The following is a 12,791-nucleotide window of genomic DNA, read 5'->3' on the forward strand; positions in this document are numbered from 1 at the left end:
TCCCCTCCGGGCGGCGGGCCGCTCGTATGTCCGATGATGGTGGCGTGCGAGTGACGATCAGGGCCCCGCGGGCCGAGGACAAGGCCATGTACGCCGAGGCGGTCAAGCGCTCCGCCGAGCACATCGGGCGGTGGAACCCGGTCGAGCCGGACGGGCTGGCCGACCTGCTGGAGCGGCAGGGACCGGGCCTGTGCACCTTCCTCATCCTCGACGGGGAGAGCGGCGGGCTGGTCGGCAAGGTCAACGTCGCCAACATCGTGATGGGCCGGTTCTGCAACGGCGCGCTGGGCTACGACTCGTACGTGCCGTACGCCGGCACCGGGCGGATGACCGAGGGCATGCGGCTCGTCCTGGACCACTGCTTCGCCGCGCAGTCGGCCGGCGGGCTGGGCCTGCACCGGCTGGAGATCAACGTGCAGCCGGGCAACACGCGTTCGATCGCGCTGGCCAAGCGGCTGGGCTTCCGGCACGAGGGCTTCACCCCGCGGATGCTGTTCCTGCAGGGTGACTGGCGGGACCACGAGCGCTTCGCGCTGACCGCCGAGGAGTGGCCGGGCTCCGCGGCGTAGCCGCTGGTCCGGGGGGTCATCGCGGCCGGTCGGGGGCGTCTGCGGCGCGGCGTTGCGGGTGGCTCGCCCGAGCCCGCGTCCGTATTGTCCGATGGGTGACCGAACCCGTGCCGCCGCGCCAGACCCCTGACCAGCCCTGGCGGTCCGAGGGCGCCCCGCCCCCGCCGCCGCCCCGCCGCCGGATGCCCGGCGGCTGGATGGGCCTCGCCCTCACCGCGCTCGTGGTGTTCCTGATCTCCGACCTGCTGCTGTCCTTCTTCGGCAACGCCGGCGCCACCACGATCTCCTACACCGAGTTCAACAACCAGCTCAACAAGGGCAACATCACCAAGATCTACGCCAAGGCCGACGCGATCGAGGGCACCCTCAAGAGCGCCCAGCCCAAACCGGACGGCGGCAAGGGCGACTACACCGACTTCGCCACCCAGCGGCCGTCCTTCGCCAACGACAACCTGTGGACCACCCTGCAGCAGCAGGGCGTCGAGGTCACCGCCACGTCCCCGGTGGTCCAGCAGCGCAGCTTCCTCGCCAACCTGTTGCTCTCGCTGGCCCCGATGGTGCTGCTGATCTTCATCTGGGTGCTGCTCGCCCGCCGGATGGCCGGCGGCATGGGCGCCGGCGCGCTCGGCCGCAAGGCCCCGCCCAAGCCGGTCACCGCCGAGCAGGGCAAGCGGACCACCTTCGCCGACGTGGCGGGCATCGACGAGGTCGAGGCCGAACTCACCGAGGTGGTCGACTTCCTGAAGAACCCGCAGCAGTACCGCAGGCTCGGCGCCAAGATGCCGCGCGGCGTCCTGCTGAGCGGCCCGCCCGGGACGGGTAAGACACTGCTCGCCCGGGCCGTGGCCGGCGAGGCGGACGTGCCGTTCTTCTCCGCCTCCGCCTCCGAGTTCATCGAGATGATCGTCGGCGTCGGCGCCAGCCGGGTCCGCGAACTGTTCGCCGAGGCCCGCAAGGTCGCCCCGGCGATCATCTTCATCGACGAGATCGACACCATCGGCCGCCAGCGCGGCGCCGGCGGCGGCATGGGCGGGCACGACGAGCGCGAGCAGACGCTCAACCAGATCCTCACCGAGATGGACGGCTTCACCGGCTCCGAGGGTGTCATCGTGATCGCCGCGACCAACCGCGCGGACGTCCTCGACCCGGCCCTGCTGCGCCCGGGCCGGTTCGACCGGCGGATCACCGTCAGCCCGCCGGACCGGGACGGTCGCGCCGCCATCCTGCGCATCCACACCCGGACCGTCCCGCTGGCCGGCGACGCCGACCTGACCCAGCTGGCCAAGGTCACCCCCGGGATGACCGGCGCCGAGCTCGCCAACCTGGTCAACGAGGCCGCCCTGCTGGCCGTCAAGCGCAAGCAGGACGCGGTGAACGAGCGGGACCTCTCGGACGCCCTGGAGAAGGTCCAGCTCGGTGCCGTCCGGCCGCTGGTGATGCCGCCGGAGGAGCGCGAGCGGACGGCCTACCACGAGAGCGGGCACGCGCTGCTGGGCATGCTGCAGCCCGGCGCCGACCCCGTCCGCAAGATCACCATCGTGCCGCGCGGCCGGGCGCTCGGCGTCACCCTCTCCACTCCGGAGAACGACCGCTACTCCTACACCGAGCCCTACCTGCGCGGCCGGATCATCGGCGCGCTCGGCGGGATGGCGGCCGAGCAGGTGGTCTACGGGGTGATCACCACCGGTGCGGAGAGCGACCTGGAGCAGGTCACCAACATCGCCCGGGGGATGGCCGGCCGCTGGGGGATGAGTGAGCGGGTCGGCCGGCTGACCGCCGTGCCCGCCGACACGCAGGGCGCCTACGGGCTCTCCGCCGCGCCGACCACCCTGGACGCGGTGGACGAGGAGGCCCGGCGCATCGTCGCCGAGTGCTACGACGACGCGGTGCGGCTGCTGACCGAGCAGCGGGCCCGGCTGGACGCGTTGGCGGCGGCGCTGCTGGAGGCGGAGACGCTGGACGAGGAGCAGGCGTACCGCGCGGCCGGGGTGCCGAGGAAGTCGCTCGACCAGGCGTGAACCGGTAGGCCGGGGGCGCTCGCCGTGATGGCGGGCGCCCCCGGTTTCCGGTGCCGCCGACCGGTGCGGGTGACCGCTGTCGGGACAGCGGTGCGTGGGACCGTCGGCGGCGCCGTGCGACCGGCAGCAGGGCCGTGCGACCGTCAGCGGGGCCGTTCGGCGACCAGGTAGCGGAAGACGTTCTCCATCCGGACCGAGCCGTCCGCGCGCAGGTGCGGCTGCAGTGCCTCCTCCAGCTCCTTGGCCACCAGCGAGGCGCCGGAGAACTCCTCGGCCGCCTCGAACAGGCCGGTGGAGAGCAGGCCGCGCACCGCGCTGTCCAGGTCCGCGTAGGCGAACGGGCAGCTCACCCGCCCGCTGCCGGCCGGACGCAGGCCGGCCGGGGCGAGCAGATCCTCCAAGGTGCCGGGCGTGCTCAGCTCGAACGGGTCGCGCGCGGTGGTCCGGCCCGCCCTGCGGCGCGCCACGTCCAGCACCGGGGCGCTCTTGCAGCGCTCCGGCGGGCCCCAGGCGGCGAGCACCACGTGCCCGCCCGGGAGGGTCAGCCGGGCGGCCTCGGCGACCACCGGGCCCGGCTCGGCACAGCCGGGCAACTGCTCGAAGACCGTCACCAGCGAATGGGCCGAGCGGGGGACGGCGGCGGGCGGCCGGGCCCCCGCGCACACCCGCAGCCGGCGGCTGCGGGCCAGCTCGCGCAGCTCGGCCCGCGGCTCCTGGCCGGCGACCTGGGCACCCCGTCCGGCGGCGAGCAGCAGCGCCAGTCCGGACCGGCAGCCCAGGCCCAGCACGCTGCTCGCCGGGCCGACCTCCAGCCGGTCGTAGACCGCCTCGTAGAGCGGCACCAGCATGCGCTCCTGGATCTCCGCCCAGTCGCGCGCCCGCGCGGGCCACGCCGATCCGGGCTGCGGGTGGTGCGGTCGTGCGCCTGTTGGTCGTACGGTCGTGCCGGTCGTCCGAGCTGAAGCCATCGCGGCCTCCCATCCGGTCCTTCGGTGTGCTGCTACGGCTCCCCCAAAGTCCCGCCCCACTCCAGCGAACAGCGGGTCGGGCCCGGCGTCCAGAGGGGTGCAGGGTGGTGCGCCCGTGTCGCGGTCGTGCGCCCCCTGCTGACGGCGGGTGCCGTCCCCCGGGCGCGGGCGGGCCGTTCGGCCACCGGCCGGTGGTGTGATACCGATTCGAAGTCAGGGGGCCGCTCCCCGTACCATTCGGGCCATGGCTAAGGCACCCGTTCTCACCCCTCAGGCGGAAGACTTCCCGCGCTGGTACCAGGACCTCATCAACAAGGCCGAGCTGGCCGACAACGGTCCGGTGCGCGGCACCATGGTCATCCGACCGTACGGCTACGGCCTGTGGGAGCGGATGCAGCAGGAGATGGACGCGCGGATCAAGAAGGCCGGCGCGCAGAACGCCTACTTCCCGATGTTCATCCCGCAGTCCTACCTGACCAAGGAGGCCGAGCACGTCGAGGGCTTCGCCCCCGAGCTCGCGGTGGTCACCCACGGCGGCGGCAAGCAGCTCGACGAGCCGGTCGTCGTCCGGCCCACCTCCGAGACGATCATCAACGAGTACTTCTCGAAGTGGGTGCAGAGCCACCGCGACCTGCCCCTGCTGATCAACCAGTGGGCCAACGTGGTCCGTTGGGAGCTGCGCCCGCGCGTCTTCCTGCGCACCACCGAGTTCCTCTGGCAGGAGGGCCACACCGCCCACGCCACCTACGAGGACGCCCGCGCGTACGCGTCGATGATCCACACCCAGGTCTACGGCGACTTCATGACCAACGTGCTCGGCATCGACGTCGTGCTCGGCCGCAAGACCGCCAAGGAGCGGTTCGCCGGCGCCATCAACACCCTCACCCTGGAGGGCATGATGGGCGACGGCAAGGCGCTGCAGATGGGCACCAGCCACGAGCTGGGCCAGAACTTCGCCAAGGCGTTCAACACGACCTACCAGCTCCAGGGCGCCGAGCGCGAGTACGTCTGGCAGACCTCCTGGGGCGTCTCGACCCGCATGGTCGGCGGCCTGATCATGTCCCACGGCGACGACAACGGCCTGCGGGTGCCCCCGCGACTGGCCGCCGTCCAGGCCGTCGTGCTCGCCATCAAGGGCGACGACGCGGTGATCGCCAAGGTGCGCGAGATCGGCGCGACGCTGGAGGCCGCCGGCGTCCGGGTGGTCGTCGACGACCGCACCGACACCCCGTTCGGCCGCCGCGCGGTGGACTGGGAGCTCAAGGGCGTGCCGCTGCGCATCGAGGTCGGCCCGCGCGACCTGGAGAACGGCACCGCGATGCTGGCCCGCCGGATCCCCGGCGGCAAGGAGCCGGTCTCCATCGACAGCCTGGCCGCGCTGGTCCCGGGCATCCTGGAGGAGGACCAGGCGCTGCTGCTGCGGCTGTCCCGCGAGCGCCGCGAGGCCCGCACCGTCGACGTCAAGACCATCGACGAGGCCGTCGAGGCCGCCGCGACCGGCTGGGGTCGGATCTCCTGGGCCGACCTCGGCCCGGAGGGCGAGGCCAAGCTGGCCGAGCAGGGCGTTTCGGTACGCTGCATCGTCGCGGCCGACGGCTCGGTGCCGTTGGCGGACGACCAGGACGGCAATATCGCGATCGTCGCCCGCGCGTACTGACACCTGTTACCAGCAGGTAATGACCGTTACCGGCGACATTTGCCCGGAATGCGGGTGGGTAAGAATCCGGTAACTGTCCGAGGAGCACCCCGACCGCGGACATCCCTACTGGCCGGTCAACTGCCGGTATTAACGGAATAGCGGTACGGTGTACGGCCCGTGGCCCTGTCAACTTGGCGGGTCCACGGGCCGTACGTCCAGGGGGCGACAGCCCGCCCCCGGACGGAATTCACGAGGCCCGTCGAGCTGCGGTGGGCCGAAACCGGCAGGGGGTTGGTCTTGCGTCAGATCCGGAACGCGCAATTCGCGCGCGACCATGCATTCCTGGGAGTTCCCTGGGAATTCCCGAAGAACGGGAACATGCGGAACATCGGCTCGCACTCCATCGTTGGTCTAGCGTGAGCACGACACAGCCCCTCGTCCTCGCGGCCGAACTGGCCGCCGCCTGGAGTGACATCCAGGCCCACCACCAGGACCTCCCCGACCTGGCCTCGCCCGAGGCCCTGATCGGCGAATCCTCTTCGGCCTGTGGCACGCGGCTCGGTTTCGAGCGGCTCCTCCACGAGGCTGCCCACGGTCTGGCCGCGGCCCGGGACATCCGGGACACCTCGCGGGCCGGCCGCTACCACAACCGGCGCTTCCTCATGCTCGCCTCCGAGCTGGGCCTGGCGCACCCGGTCGAACCGCACGCCAGTAGCGGCTTCTCCCAGGTGACCATGCTCAAGGAGACCCAGGCGCGCTACGCGGAGACCATCGAGCGACTGGACCGCGCCCTCGGCGCGCACCAGGAGGCGGTGGCCGGCGACGGCGCGACGCGCGCCTTCCGCGGCCCGGCGGCCCGGCACGGCTCCTCCGGGGGCGGCGTCCGGGTCAAGGCGGTCTGCGGCTGCGGACGGAACGTCCGGGTCGTGCCGTCGGTGCTCGCGCAGGCGTCCATCGTCTGCGGCGCGTGCCAGCAGCCGTTCAAGATCGCGTAACCGAAAGATCGCGTAACCGAAAGATCGCGTCACCGAAAGATCGTTGGACCGGAAGGCCAAGAAGACGGGGAAGCCGGCGGACGGCTGTGCGGGCAGCGGATCCGGCCGGAGCAAGCAGGACAGATGGGTTCGTGGGCGGACCGGGAGCGGGGGCTCCCGGTCGAGCCTTGTGAGCGGGCCTGCGGTTGGTCCTGTGGACGATCCTGCGGGCCGCTCGGATGGCCGGGTGAAGGCGGTTCGCGCCGGTATGGCAGAATGGACAGCTGAGTACTCGGCAGCCGAGCAGGACCCCTCTCTCCTACGGCTGGCGTGTCCCTTGAACGGCCCACGGCGCAACCCCACGCGACGGCGAGGCTGCTCACCCACGTCAACACCAGGAGAATCCACTCCCGTGGCAGTCAAGATCAAGCTGAAGCGTCTCGGCAAGATTCGCTCCCCGCACTACCGCATCGTCATCGCCGACTCGCGCACCAAGCGTGACGGTCGCGCGATCGAGGAGATCGGCATCTACCAGCCGACCTACAACCCCTCGAAGATCGAGGTCGACAGCGACCGCGCCCAGTACTGGCTGTCCGTCGGCGCCCAGCCGACCGAGCCGGTGCTCGCCATCCTCAAGCTGACTGGCGACTGGCAGAAGTTCAAGGGCCTGCCGGCCCCGGCGCCGCTGAAGGTCGCCGAGCCGAAGGTCGAGGACTTCTCGCACCTGTTCGCGAAGGCCGTCGCCGGCTTCGAGGACGCCACCACCGGTGTCGCCATCACCCCGAAGGCCAAGAAGTCGGACAAGGCCGAGGCTGAGGCCGACGCCGCCGTCGAGGCCTGAGCGTGATCGAGGACGCCCTCGACCATTTGGTGAAGGGCATCGTCGAGCACCCCGACGAGGTGCAGGTGCGTTCGCGCAACCTGCGTCGGGGCAACACCATCGAGGTGCGAGTGCACCCCGATGACCTCGGCAAGGTGATCGGCCGGGGTGGCCGGACGGCGCGCGCACTGCGCACCGTGGTCGGCGCCCTCGGCGGTCGCAACGTCCGGGTCGACCTGGTCGACGTGGACAACATTCGCTGACACAGCTGCTCGTTCAGCCGTCAGGGCTTGTGAGGCCGGCCGGGACGCATGTCGTCCCGGCCGGCCTTTTCGCGTTTCTCGCACTTTCCGCATTCCGTTTCGCTCAGGAACTCCAGGAGAACGATCACCGTGCAGCTCGTCGTCGGCAAGATCGGCCGCGCCCACGGCATCAGGGGGGACGTCAGCGTCGAGGTCCGCACCGATGAGCCGGAGCTCCGGCTCGGCCCCGGTGCCGTCCTGCTCACCGACCCCGCGTCGGCGGGCCCGCTGACCGTCGAGTCCGGCAAGGTGCACAGCGGCCGGCTGCTGCTGCGTTTCGCCGGCGTCAATGACCGCAACGGAGCGGAGGCGCTGCGGGGCACCGTGCTCATCGCCGAGGTCGACCCGGAGGAGCGCCCCGACGACCCGGATGAGTACTACGACCACCAGCTGATCGGCCTGGACGTGGTGCTGCTCGACGGCACCCTGGTCGGGGAGCTGACCGAGGTCCTCCACCTGCCGTACCAGGACCTGCTCACCGTCGAGAAGCCGGACGGGACGGAGGTGCTGGTGCCCTTCGTCAGCCAGATCGTGCCGACCATCGACCTGGAGAACCAGCGCGCCGTGATCACTCCGCCGCCCGGGCTGATCGACCCCGAGCAGGCCGAGGTCGCGGAGGGCGCCTCCGCCGAGGTCGCGGAGGGTGTGGATGCCGACGGCGAGGACGGCGAGGACGGCGCGAAGGGCGTCGACGGCGCGGAGGAGTCGAAGTGAGCGAGATGGAGGGCGCCGCACAGGTGCAGAGCGGGATGCGGATCGACGTCGTCTCGATCTTCCCCGAGTACCTGGAGCCGCTGAACATCTCGCTGGTCGGCAAGGCCCGTGCCCGCGGCCAGCTGGACGTGCACGTCCACGACCTGCGCGGGTGGACCCACGACGTGCACCGAACCGTGGACGACAGCCCGTACGGCGGCGGCCCCGGCATGGTGATGAAGCCCGAGCCGTGGGGCGAGGCGCTGGACGCGGTGATCGCCGGCGGGCCCGAGGGCCGGCTGCCGACGCTCGTGGTGCCCACCCCGAGCGGGCGGCCGTTCACCCAGGAGCTCGCCCAGGAACTGGCGGGCCGCCCCTGGCTGGCGTTCACCCCCGCCCGGTACGAGGGCATCGACCGGCGCGTCATCGAGGAGGCGGCCACCCGGATGCCGGTGGTCGAGGCCTCGATCGGCGACTACGTGCTGGCCGGCGGCGAGGTCGCGGTACTGGTGATGGTCGAGGCGATCGCCCGGCTGTTGCCCGGGGTGCTCGGCAACGCCGAGTCCCACCGGGACGACTCCTTCGCGCCCGGCGCGATGGCCGACCTGCTGGAGGGCCCGGTCTACACCAAGCCCGCCGAGTGGCGCGGCCGCACCGTGCCGGACGTGCTGCTCAGCGGCAACCACGGCCGGATCGCCCGCTGGCGCCGGGAGCAGGCCTTCGCCCGGACCCTGGCGAACCGGCCCGACCTGGTCGAGCGCTGGCAGTACGGAGCCTTCGACAAGAAGGACCGGGAGGCGCTCAGCATCCTCGGCCTGGCCTGGGACGAGCGGCTCGGCCGATTTCGGTCCGTGGCCGGTGGTGTGGAAGAATAGGCCGCTGCTGTCTGTTGCTGGGCCCCCTCCGTAGGGGTCACGTGGACCGGCGTCCCCGCCACGGGGGGATCGTCGTCAGCCGATGCGGCCCGCAGCAAACCCCATTGTGACGAACTTCCGTGGGCGGCCCGTGGCGCTCGCGATGGAGAGCAACATGAGCAACAAGCTCGCTGCTGTCGACGCGGCCTCGCTGCGTAGCGACATCCCGGCCTTCCGCGCCGGTGACACCCTGAAGGTCCACGTCCGGGTCATCGAGGGCAACCGCTCCCGTGTCCAGGTCTTCCAGGGCGTCGTCATCCGCCGCCACGGCGCCGGCATCGGTGAGACCTTCACCGTTCGCAAGGTCAGCTTCAACGTCGGCGTGGAGCGCACCTTCCCGGTGCACACCCCGGTCGTCGAGAAGATCGAGGTCGTGACCCGTGGTGCGGTCCGCCGCGCCAAGCTGTACTACCTGCGTGACCTCCGCGGCAAGGCCGCGAAGATCAAGGAGAAGCGCGACCGCTGATCCACCGGCCCCCGGCCTCGCCGGGGGATCGGATCGCTCTGGGGGCCGGGCTGCCGCACGGTAAGCTCAGCCCCCGATGAGCACGCACGAACCACCCGCGGACCGCGACGGCAGTCCCGCACCCACCGGTGCGGACTCGCTGTCGCGGTCCGCGGTCGTTTCCGCGGCGGTTCCCGCTGCCGCTCCCGGAGGGGGTGCGGGGGCGGACGCCGGGCCGACCTCCCGGGATGCTGCCGAGGACGTCCCGGCGGCTGAGGACGCTCCAGAGCCCAAGGGCGTACCGGAGCGTGCGGTCGCACCGGAGCGCGAGGACGAACCGGAGCGTGCGGTCGCACCGGAGCGCGAGGACGAACCGGGGCGTGCGGGCACACCGGAGGACGAGGAGGCGGCGGAGGACGAGGAGCCGGGCCACTCGCGCTCGCGGGACCTGCTGCTGCTCGTGGGGATCTGCCTGCTGGCCCTGCTGTTGGTGAACGCCTTCGTCACGCGCCCGTTCTCGGTGCCGTCCGGGTCGATGGAGGACACCCTGCGCCCGGGCGACCGGCTGATCGCGAACAAGCTCGCCTACGCCTTCGGCGGTCACCCCCAGCGGGGCGACGTCGTGGTCTTCGACGGAACGGGCTCCTTCCTGCCGGAGTCGGACGAGCCGGCCGGCTTCTGGGACGGGCTGAGCTCGCTCGGCCGGGACCTCGGGCTGGCTCCGGCCGGGAACACGGTCTACGTCAAACGGGTGATCGGCGTGGGCGGGGACCGGGTGACCAGCACCGGCCCGGGCGGGCGGATCACCGTCAACGGGGTGCCGATCGACGAGTCCTCCTACCTGGCCCCCGGGGACCAGCCGTCGAGCGTGGCCTTCGACGTGGTGGTGCCGACCGGCAAGCTCTGGGTGATGGGGGACCACCGCAGCGCCTCCCGCGACTCGCGCGACCACCTCGGCGAGCCCGGCGGCGGCTTCGTGCCCGAGAGCAGGGTGATCGGCCGGGCGGACTGGGTGGTCTACCCGTTCTCGCGCTGGACCGGTCTGGACAGGCCTGCGGCCTTCGCCGCGACTGCGGGAACGGGCGGTCATGGGGACCAGAGGTAGGGGCCGACTGGCCGACCGTCGGGCTCCGCAGCCGGGCGATGGAGGATCGAAAGGCGCCGGGTCGAACGGCGTGGGACCCGACGGCGCGGGATCCGACGGCGTGCGGCCAGGAGGTGCCGTCCCCGGGGGCGTCGGCCCGGCCGAGACCGCGCCGGTCCGGGGCCGGGCCGCGCGCCGTCGCAGCGCCAGGCGGGCGGCCCGGCGGCGCAGCCGGTCGCTGCTGCGCGAGTTCCCGCTGATCATCCTGGTGGCGCTGCTGGTCGCGCTGGTGATGAAGACCTTCCTGATCCAGGTGTTCGTGATCCCCTCGGGTTCGATGGAGCAGACCATCCAGGTCGGGGACCGGGTGTTGGTGGACAAGCTGACCCCCTGGTTCGGCAGCGAGCCGCAGCGCGGCGACGTGGTGGTGTTCAAGGATCCGGGCGGCTGGTTGGAGAGCGACCGCAAGCCGTCCGGCGACGGTCCGGTACTGGGGGCGGCCAAGCAGGTCCTCACCTTCGTCGGGCTGCTGCCGTCGGACAGCGAGCAGGACTTGATCAAGCGGGTCATCGGTGTCGGCGGGGACACCGTGGAGTGCTGCGACGCGCAGGGGCGGCTCAGTGTCAACGGCACGCCGGTGGACGAGCAGTCGTACGTCGCGTCCGCCAACCCGCCGTCCCGGCAGCCCTTCAAGGTGAAGGTGCCGCAGGGGCGGCTCTGGGTCATGGGCGACCACCGGGACGTGTCCGCCGACTCCCGCTTCCACATGGGGAATCCGGGGCAGGGGACGATCCCGCTGAGCGGTGTGGTCGGCCGGGCCTTCGTGATCGCCTGGCCCCTGGACCGCTTCCATCAACTTGACGTGCCGAGTTCACTCTCCTCGTTGGCGCGGGCTCCGCAAGCGCGCGGAACTGTGCCGGAACCCGTGGGCGTTGGGCCGGTTCCGATGGAACCTCCGCTCGTTATGGGTGTGTTGGGCATCCTTCCGGTCGCCGTTCGCCGGCCTGGGCGGCCTTCTGTGTGAGCCTGGCCGGCCGTCGAGCGGCCGGGCCGCGCGCGTTGGACCGCGAGCCGGATGCCTTGGAGTGATAGAGAAGTGCAGGTGCGGCCGGGATTGGTCCCGGTCGCGTGCCGAGGCTGTGCTGGTGTCAGGGGAGCCCGCGATGGGCAGTTCCTGAACCGGCCGTGGTCACGGTGAGCGTGGTGCCCGCTGTGCGGCACTCTGAGCGCGGGCGCACGGGCGTCCGCACAGCAGGGAGGAGATGTTGTGGGGGATGTGGTGATCGGCGCCCGCTCAGGCGCGGGCGAGCCCGAGGGCTCCGGCCGTCGGGCGGCCCGGTCCGCCGAGTCCGGTGCCCCCTCGGCCTCGGCCGAGGACACGGCGGCCCAGTCCGCCGACGACCAGGGCGATGGGGCGCAGGGCCCCACCGGGGGCTCCTCGGAGTTCCAGCGGCCCGATGGCGAGTCGGCGGACCAGTCGGAATCGCAGGCCCCCGACAAGCAGCACAAGCAGCGTTCCTTCTGGAAGGAACTGCCGATCCTGATCGGCATCGCGCTGGTCCTGGCGCTCGTGATCAAGACCTTCTTCGTCCAGGCGTTCTCCATTCCGTCGGAGTCGATGCAGAACACGCTGCAGGTCGGCGACCGCGTCCTGGTGGACAAGCTGACCCCCTGGTTCGGGGCCGAGCCCGAGCGCGGCGAGGTCGTGGTGTTCCACGACCCGGGTGGCTGGCTGAACGACGAGCCGACCCAGCAGAGCAGCAACTCCTTCGTCCGGGGTGTCCAGGACGTGCTCAGCTTCGTCGGTCTGATGCCCTCGACCAACGAGAAGGACCTGATCAAGCGGGTCATCGCGGTCGGCGGGGACACCGTCGAGTGCCATGGCGAGGGACCGGTCAAGGTCAACGGAGACGCGCTCAACGAGCCGTACGTCTACCCGGGCAACACTCCCTGCGGTGACCACCCGTTCGGTCCACTGAAGGTGCCCGACGGTCGGATCTGGGTGATGGGCGACCACCGGGCGGACTCGCTGGACTCCCGGTTCCACATGGACCAGCCGGGCGGCGGCACCGTGCCGGTGGGCAACGTGGTCGGGCGCGCCTTCGTGGTGGCCTGGCCGATCAACCACTGGTCGACGCTTCCGGTGCCGAACACCTTCAACCAGACGGGGCTGGCGGCGGCCGCGCCGATGGCGCCGCCCGTGGCCGGTGCGGTGGGCGCGGTCGCGCTGCTCCCGCTGGTGCGTCGGGTGCGGGACCGGAAGGACCGCCGGAAGGATTCCTGAGCTCCACCGGGTTCACCCCAGGCCTTGCGCGGGCCGTGGTACCGACGAGTAATCTGCTCGGACGTGCCACGGCCCGTCGGC

Annotated in this window: 13 protein-coding genes; 12 read left to right on the forward strand and 1 reads right to left on the reverse strand. The window is 71.7% G+C overall.

Annotated elements, in window-relative coordinates; translation table 11 throughout:
* Nucleotides 1-26: 26 nt before the first annotated feature.
* Both ACIOJE_RS31020 and ftsH read left to right on the forward strand, forming a co-directional pair.
* On the forward strand, nucleotides 27-569 hold the full coding sequence (locus tag ACIOJE_RS31020) for a GNAT family protein (RefSeq protein ID WP_280685326.1): 543 nt from the start codon (nucleotides 27-29) through the stop codon (nucleotides 567-569).
* A gap of 95 nt (nucleotides 570-664) precedes the next feature.
* A complete protein-coding gene (gene ftsH / locus ACIOJE_RS31025) occupies nucleotides 665-2,587 on the forward strand; it encodes an ATP-dependent zinc metalloprotease FtsH (protein WP_280685327.1) in 1,923 nt (640 codons plus the stop codon).
* Between the two features lie 143 nt (nucleotides 2,588-2,730).
* On the opposite strand, the gene ACIOJE_RS31030 is transcribed toward ftsH, so the two are convergent.
* Entirely contained in the window at nucleotides 2,731-3,435 is a 705-nt protein-coding gene (locus ACIOJE_RS31030) for a methyltransferase domain-containing protein (RefSeq protein ID WP_280685328.1), read from the reverse strand.
* Between the two features lie 364 nt (nucleotides 3,436-3,799).
* Between ACIOJE_RS31030 and proS the strand changes: the two genes are divergently transcribed.
* The 10 genes from proS to lepB (ACIOJE_RS31080) all read left to right on the forward strand — a co-directional run bounded on the left by proS (nucleotide 3,800) and on the right by lepB (ACIOJE_RS31080) (nucleotide 12,710).
* Nucleotides 3,800-5,212, forward strand: coding sequence for a proline--tRNA ligase (gene proS, locus ACIOJE_RS31035; protein WP_280685329.1), 1,413 nt, complete (start codon nucleotides 3,800-3,802; stop codon nucleotides 5,210-5,212).
* Between the two features lie 398 nt (nucleotides 5,213-5,610).
* Nucleotides 5,611-6,189 carry a hypothetical protein gene (locus ACIOJE_RS31040; RefSeq protein ID WP_400780745.1) on the forward strand — a complete coding sequence of 193 codons (579 nt, stop codon included), beginning with the start codon at nucleotides 5,611-5,613 and terminating at the stop codon, nucleotides 6,187-6,189.
* A gap of 391 nt (nucleotides 6,190-6,580) precedes the next feature.
* The gene (gene rpsP, locus ACIOJE_RS31045; protein WP_400780747.1) at nucleotides 6,581-7,009 is read left to right on the forward strand and encodes a 30S ribosomal protein S16; all 429 of its coding nucleotides are present in this window, start codon (nucleotides 6,581-6,583) and stop codon (nucleotides 7,007-7,009) included.
* Between the two features lie 2 nt (nucleotides 7,010-7,011).
* The gene (locus ACIOJE_RS31050; RefSeq protein ID WP_030056773.1) at nucleotides 7,012-7,251 is read left to right on the forward strand and encodes an RNA-binding protein; all 240 of its coding nucleotides are present in this window, start codon (nucleotides 7,012-7,014) and stop codon (nucleotides 7,249-7,251) included.
* A gap of 129 nt (nucleotides 7,252-7,380) precedes the next feature.
* Nucleotides 7,381-8,004, forward strand: a complete 624-nt coding sequence (rimM, locus tag ACIOJE_RS31055; RefSeq protein WP_400780750.1) for a ribosome maturation factor RimM — start codon at nucleotides 7,381-7,383, stop codon at nucleotides 8,002-8,004.
* Nucleotides 8,005-8,039: 35 nt separating this feature from the next.
* Nucleotides 8,040-8,858 carry a tRNA (guanosine(37)-N1)-methyltransferase TrmD gene (gene trmD, locus ACIOJE_RS31060; protein WP_400780790.1) on the forward strand — a complete coding sequence of 273 codons (819 nt, stop codon included), beginning with the start codon at nucleotides 8,040-8,042 and terminating at the stop codon, nucleotides 8,856-8,858.
* Between the two features lie 154 nt (nucleotides 8,859-9,012).
* The gene (gene rplS, locus ACIOJE_RS31065) at nucleotides 9,013-9,363 is read left to right on the forward strand and encodes a 50S ribosomal protein L19 (RefSeq protein ID WP_030306736.1); all 351 of its coding nucleotides are present in this window, start codon (nucleotides 9,013-9,015) and stop codon (nucleotides 9,361-9,363) included.
* Between the two features lie 76 nt (nucleotides 9,364-9,439).
* Nucleotides 9,440-10,447: a signal peptidase I gene (gene lepB, locus ACIOJE_RS31070; RefSeq protein WP_400780753.1), complete on the forward strand. Its 1,008-nt coding sequence runs from the start codon at nucleotides 9,440-9,442 to the stop codon at nucleotides 10,445-10,447.
* A gap of 247 nt (nucleotides 10,448-10,694) precedes the next feature.
* Nucleotides 10,695-11,450, forward strand: a complete 756-nt coding sequence (gene lepB / locus ACIOJE_RS31075; RefSeq protein WP_400780755.1) for a signal peptidase I — start codon at nucleotides 10,695-10,697, stop codon at nucleotides 11,448-11,450.
* Between the two features lie 243 nt (nucleotides 11,451-11,693).
* A complete protein-coding gene (gene lepB, locus ACIOJE_RS31080) occupies nucleotides 11,694-12,710 on the forward strand; it encodes a signal peptidase I (protein ID WP_280685334.1) in 1,017 nt (338 codons plus the stop codon).
* Nucleotides 12,711-12,791 lie beyond the last annotated feature (81 nt).

Origin of the sequence: Kitasatospora sp. NPDC087861, from assembly GCF_044742585.1 — a bacterium.
Taxonomy (GTDB): Bacteria; Actinomycetota; Actinomycetes; order Streptomycetales; family Streptomycetaceae; genus Kitasatospora.

What these genes read in the sequence shown, in the direction of transcription:
- ACIOJE_RS31020 (WP_280685326.1), top strand. Translation starts at nt 27, where the DNA reads ATGTCCGATGATGGTGGCGTGCGAGTGACGATCAGGGCCCCGCGGGCC.
- ACIOJE_RS31030 (WP_280685328.1), bottom strand. Translation starts at nt 3,435, where the DNA reads ATGCTGGTGCCGCTCTACGAGGCGGTCTACGACCGGCTGGAGGTCGGC.
- proS (WP_280685329.1), top strand. Translation starts at nt 3,800, where the DNA reads ATGGCTAAGGCACCCGTTCTCACCCCTCAGGCGGAAGACTTCCCGCGC.
- trmD (WP_400780790.1), top strand. Translation starts at nt 8,040, where the DNA reads ATGCGGATCGACGTCGTCTCGATCTTCCCCGAGTACCTGGAGCCGCTG.
- rplS (WP_030306736.1), top strand. Translation starts at nt 9,013, where the DNA reads ATGAGCAACAAGCTCGCTGCTGTCGACGCGGCCTCGCTGCGTAGCGAC.
- lepB (WP_400780753.1), top strand. Translation starts at nt 9,440, where the DNA reads ATGAGCACGCACGAACCACCCGCGGACCGCGACGGCAGTCCCGCACCC.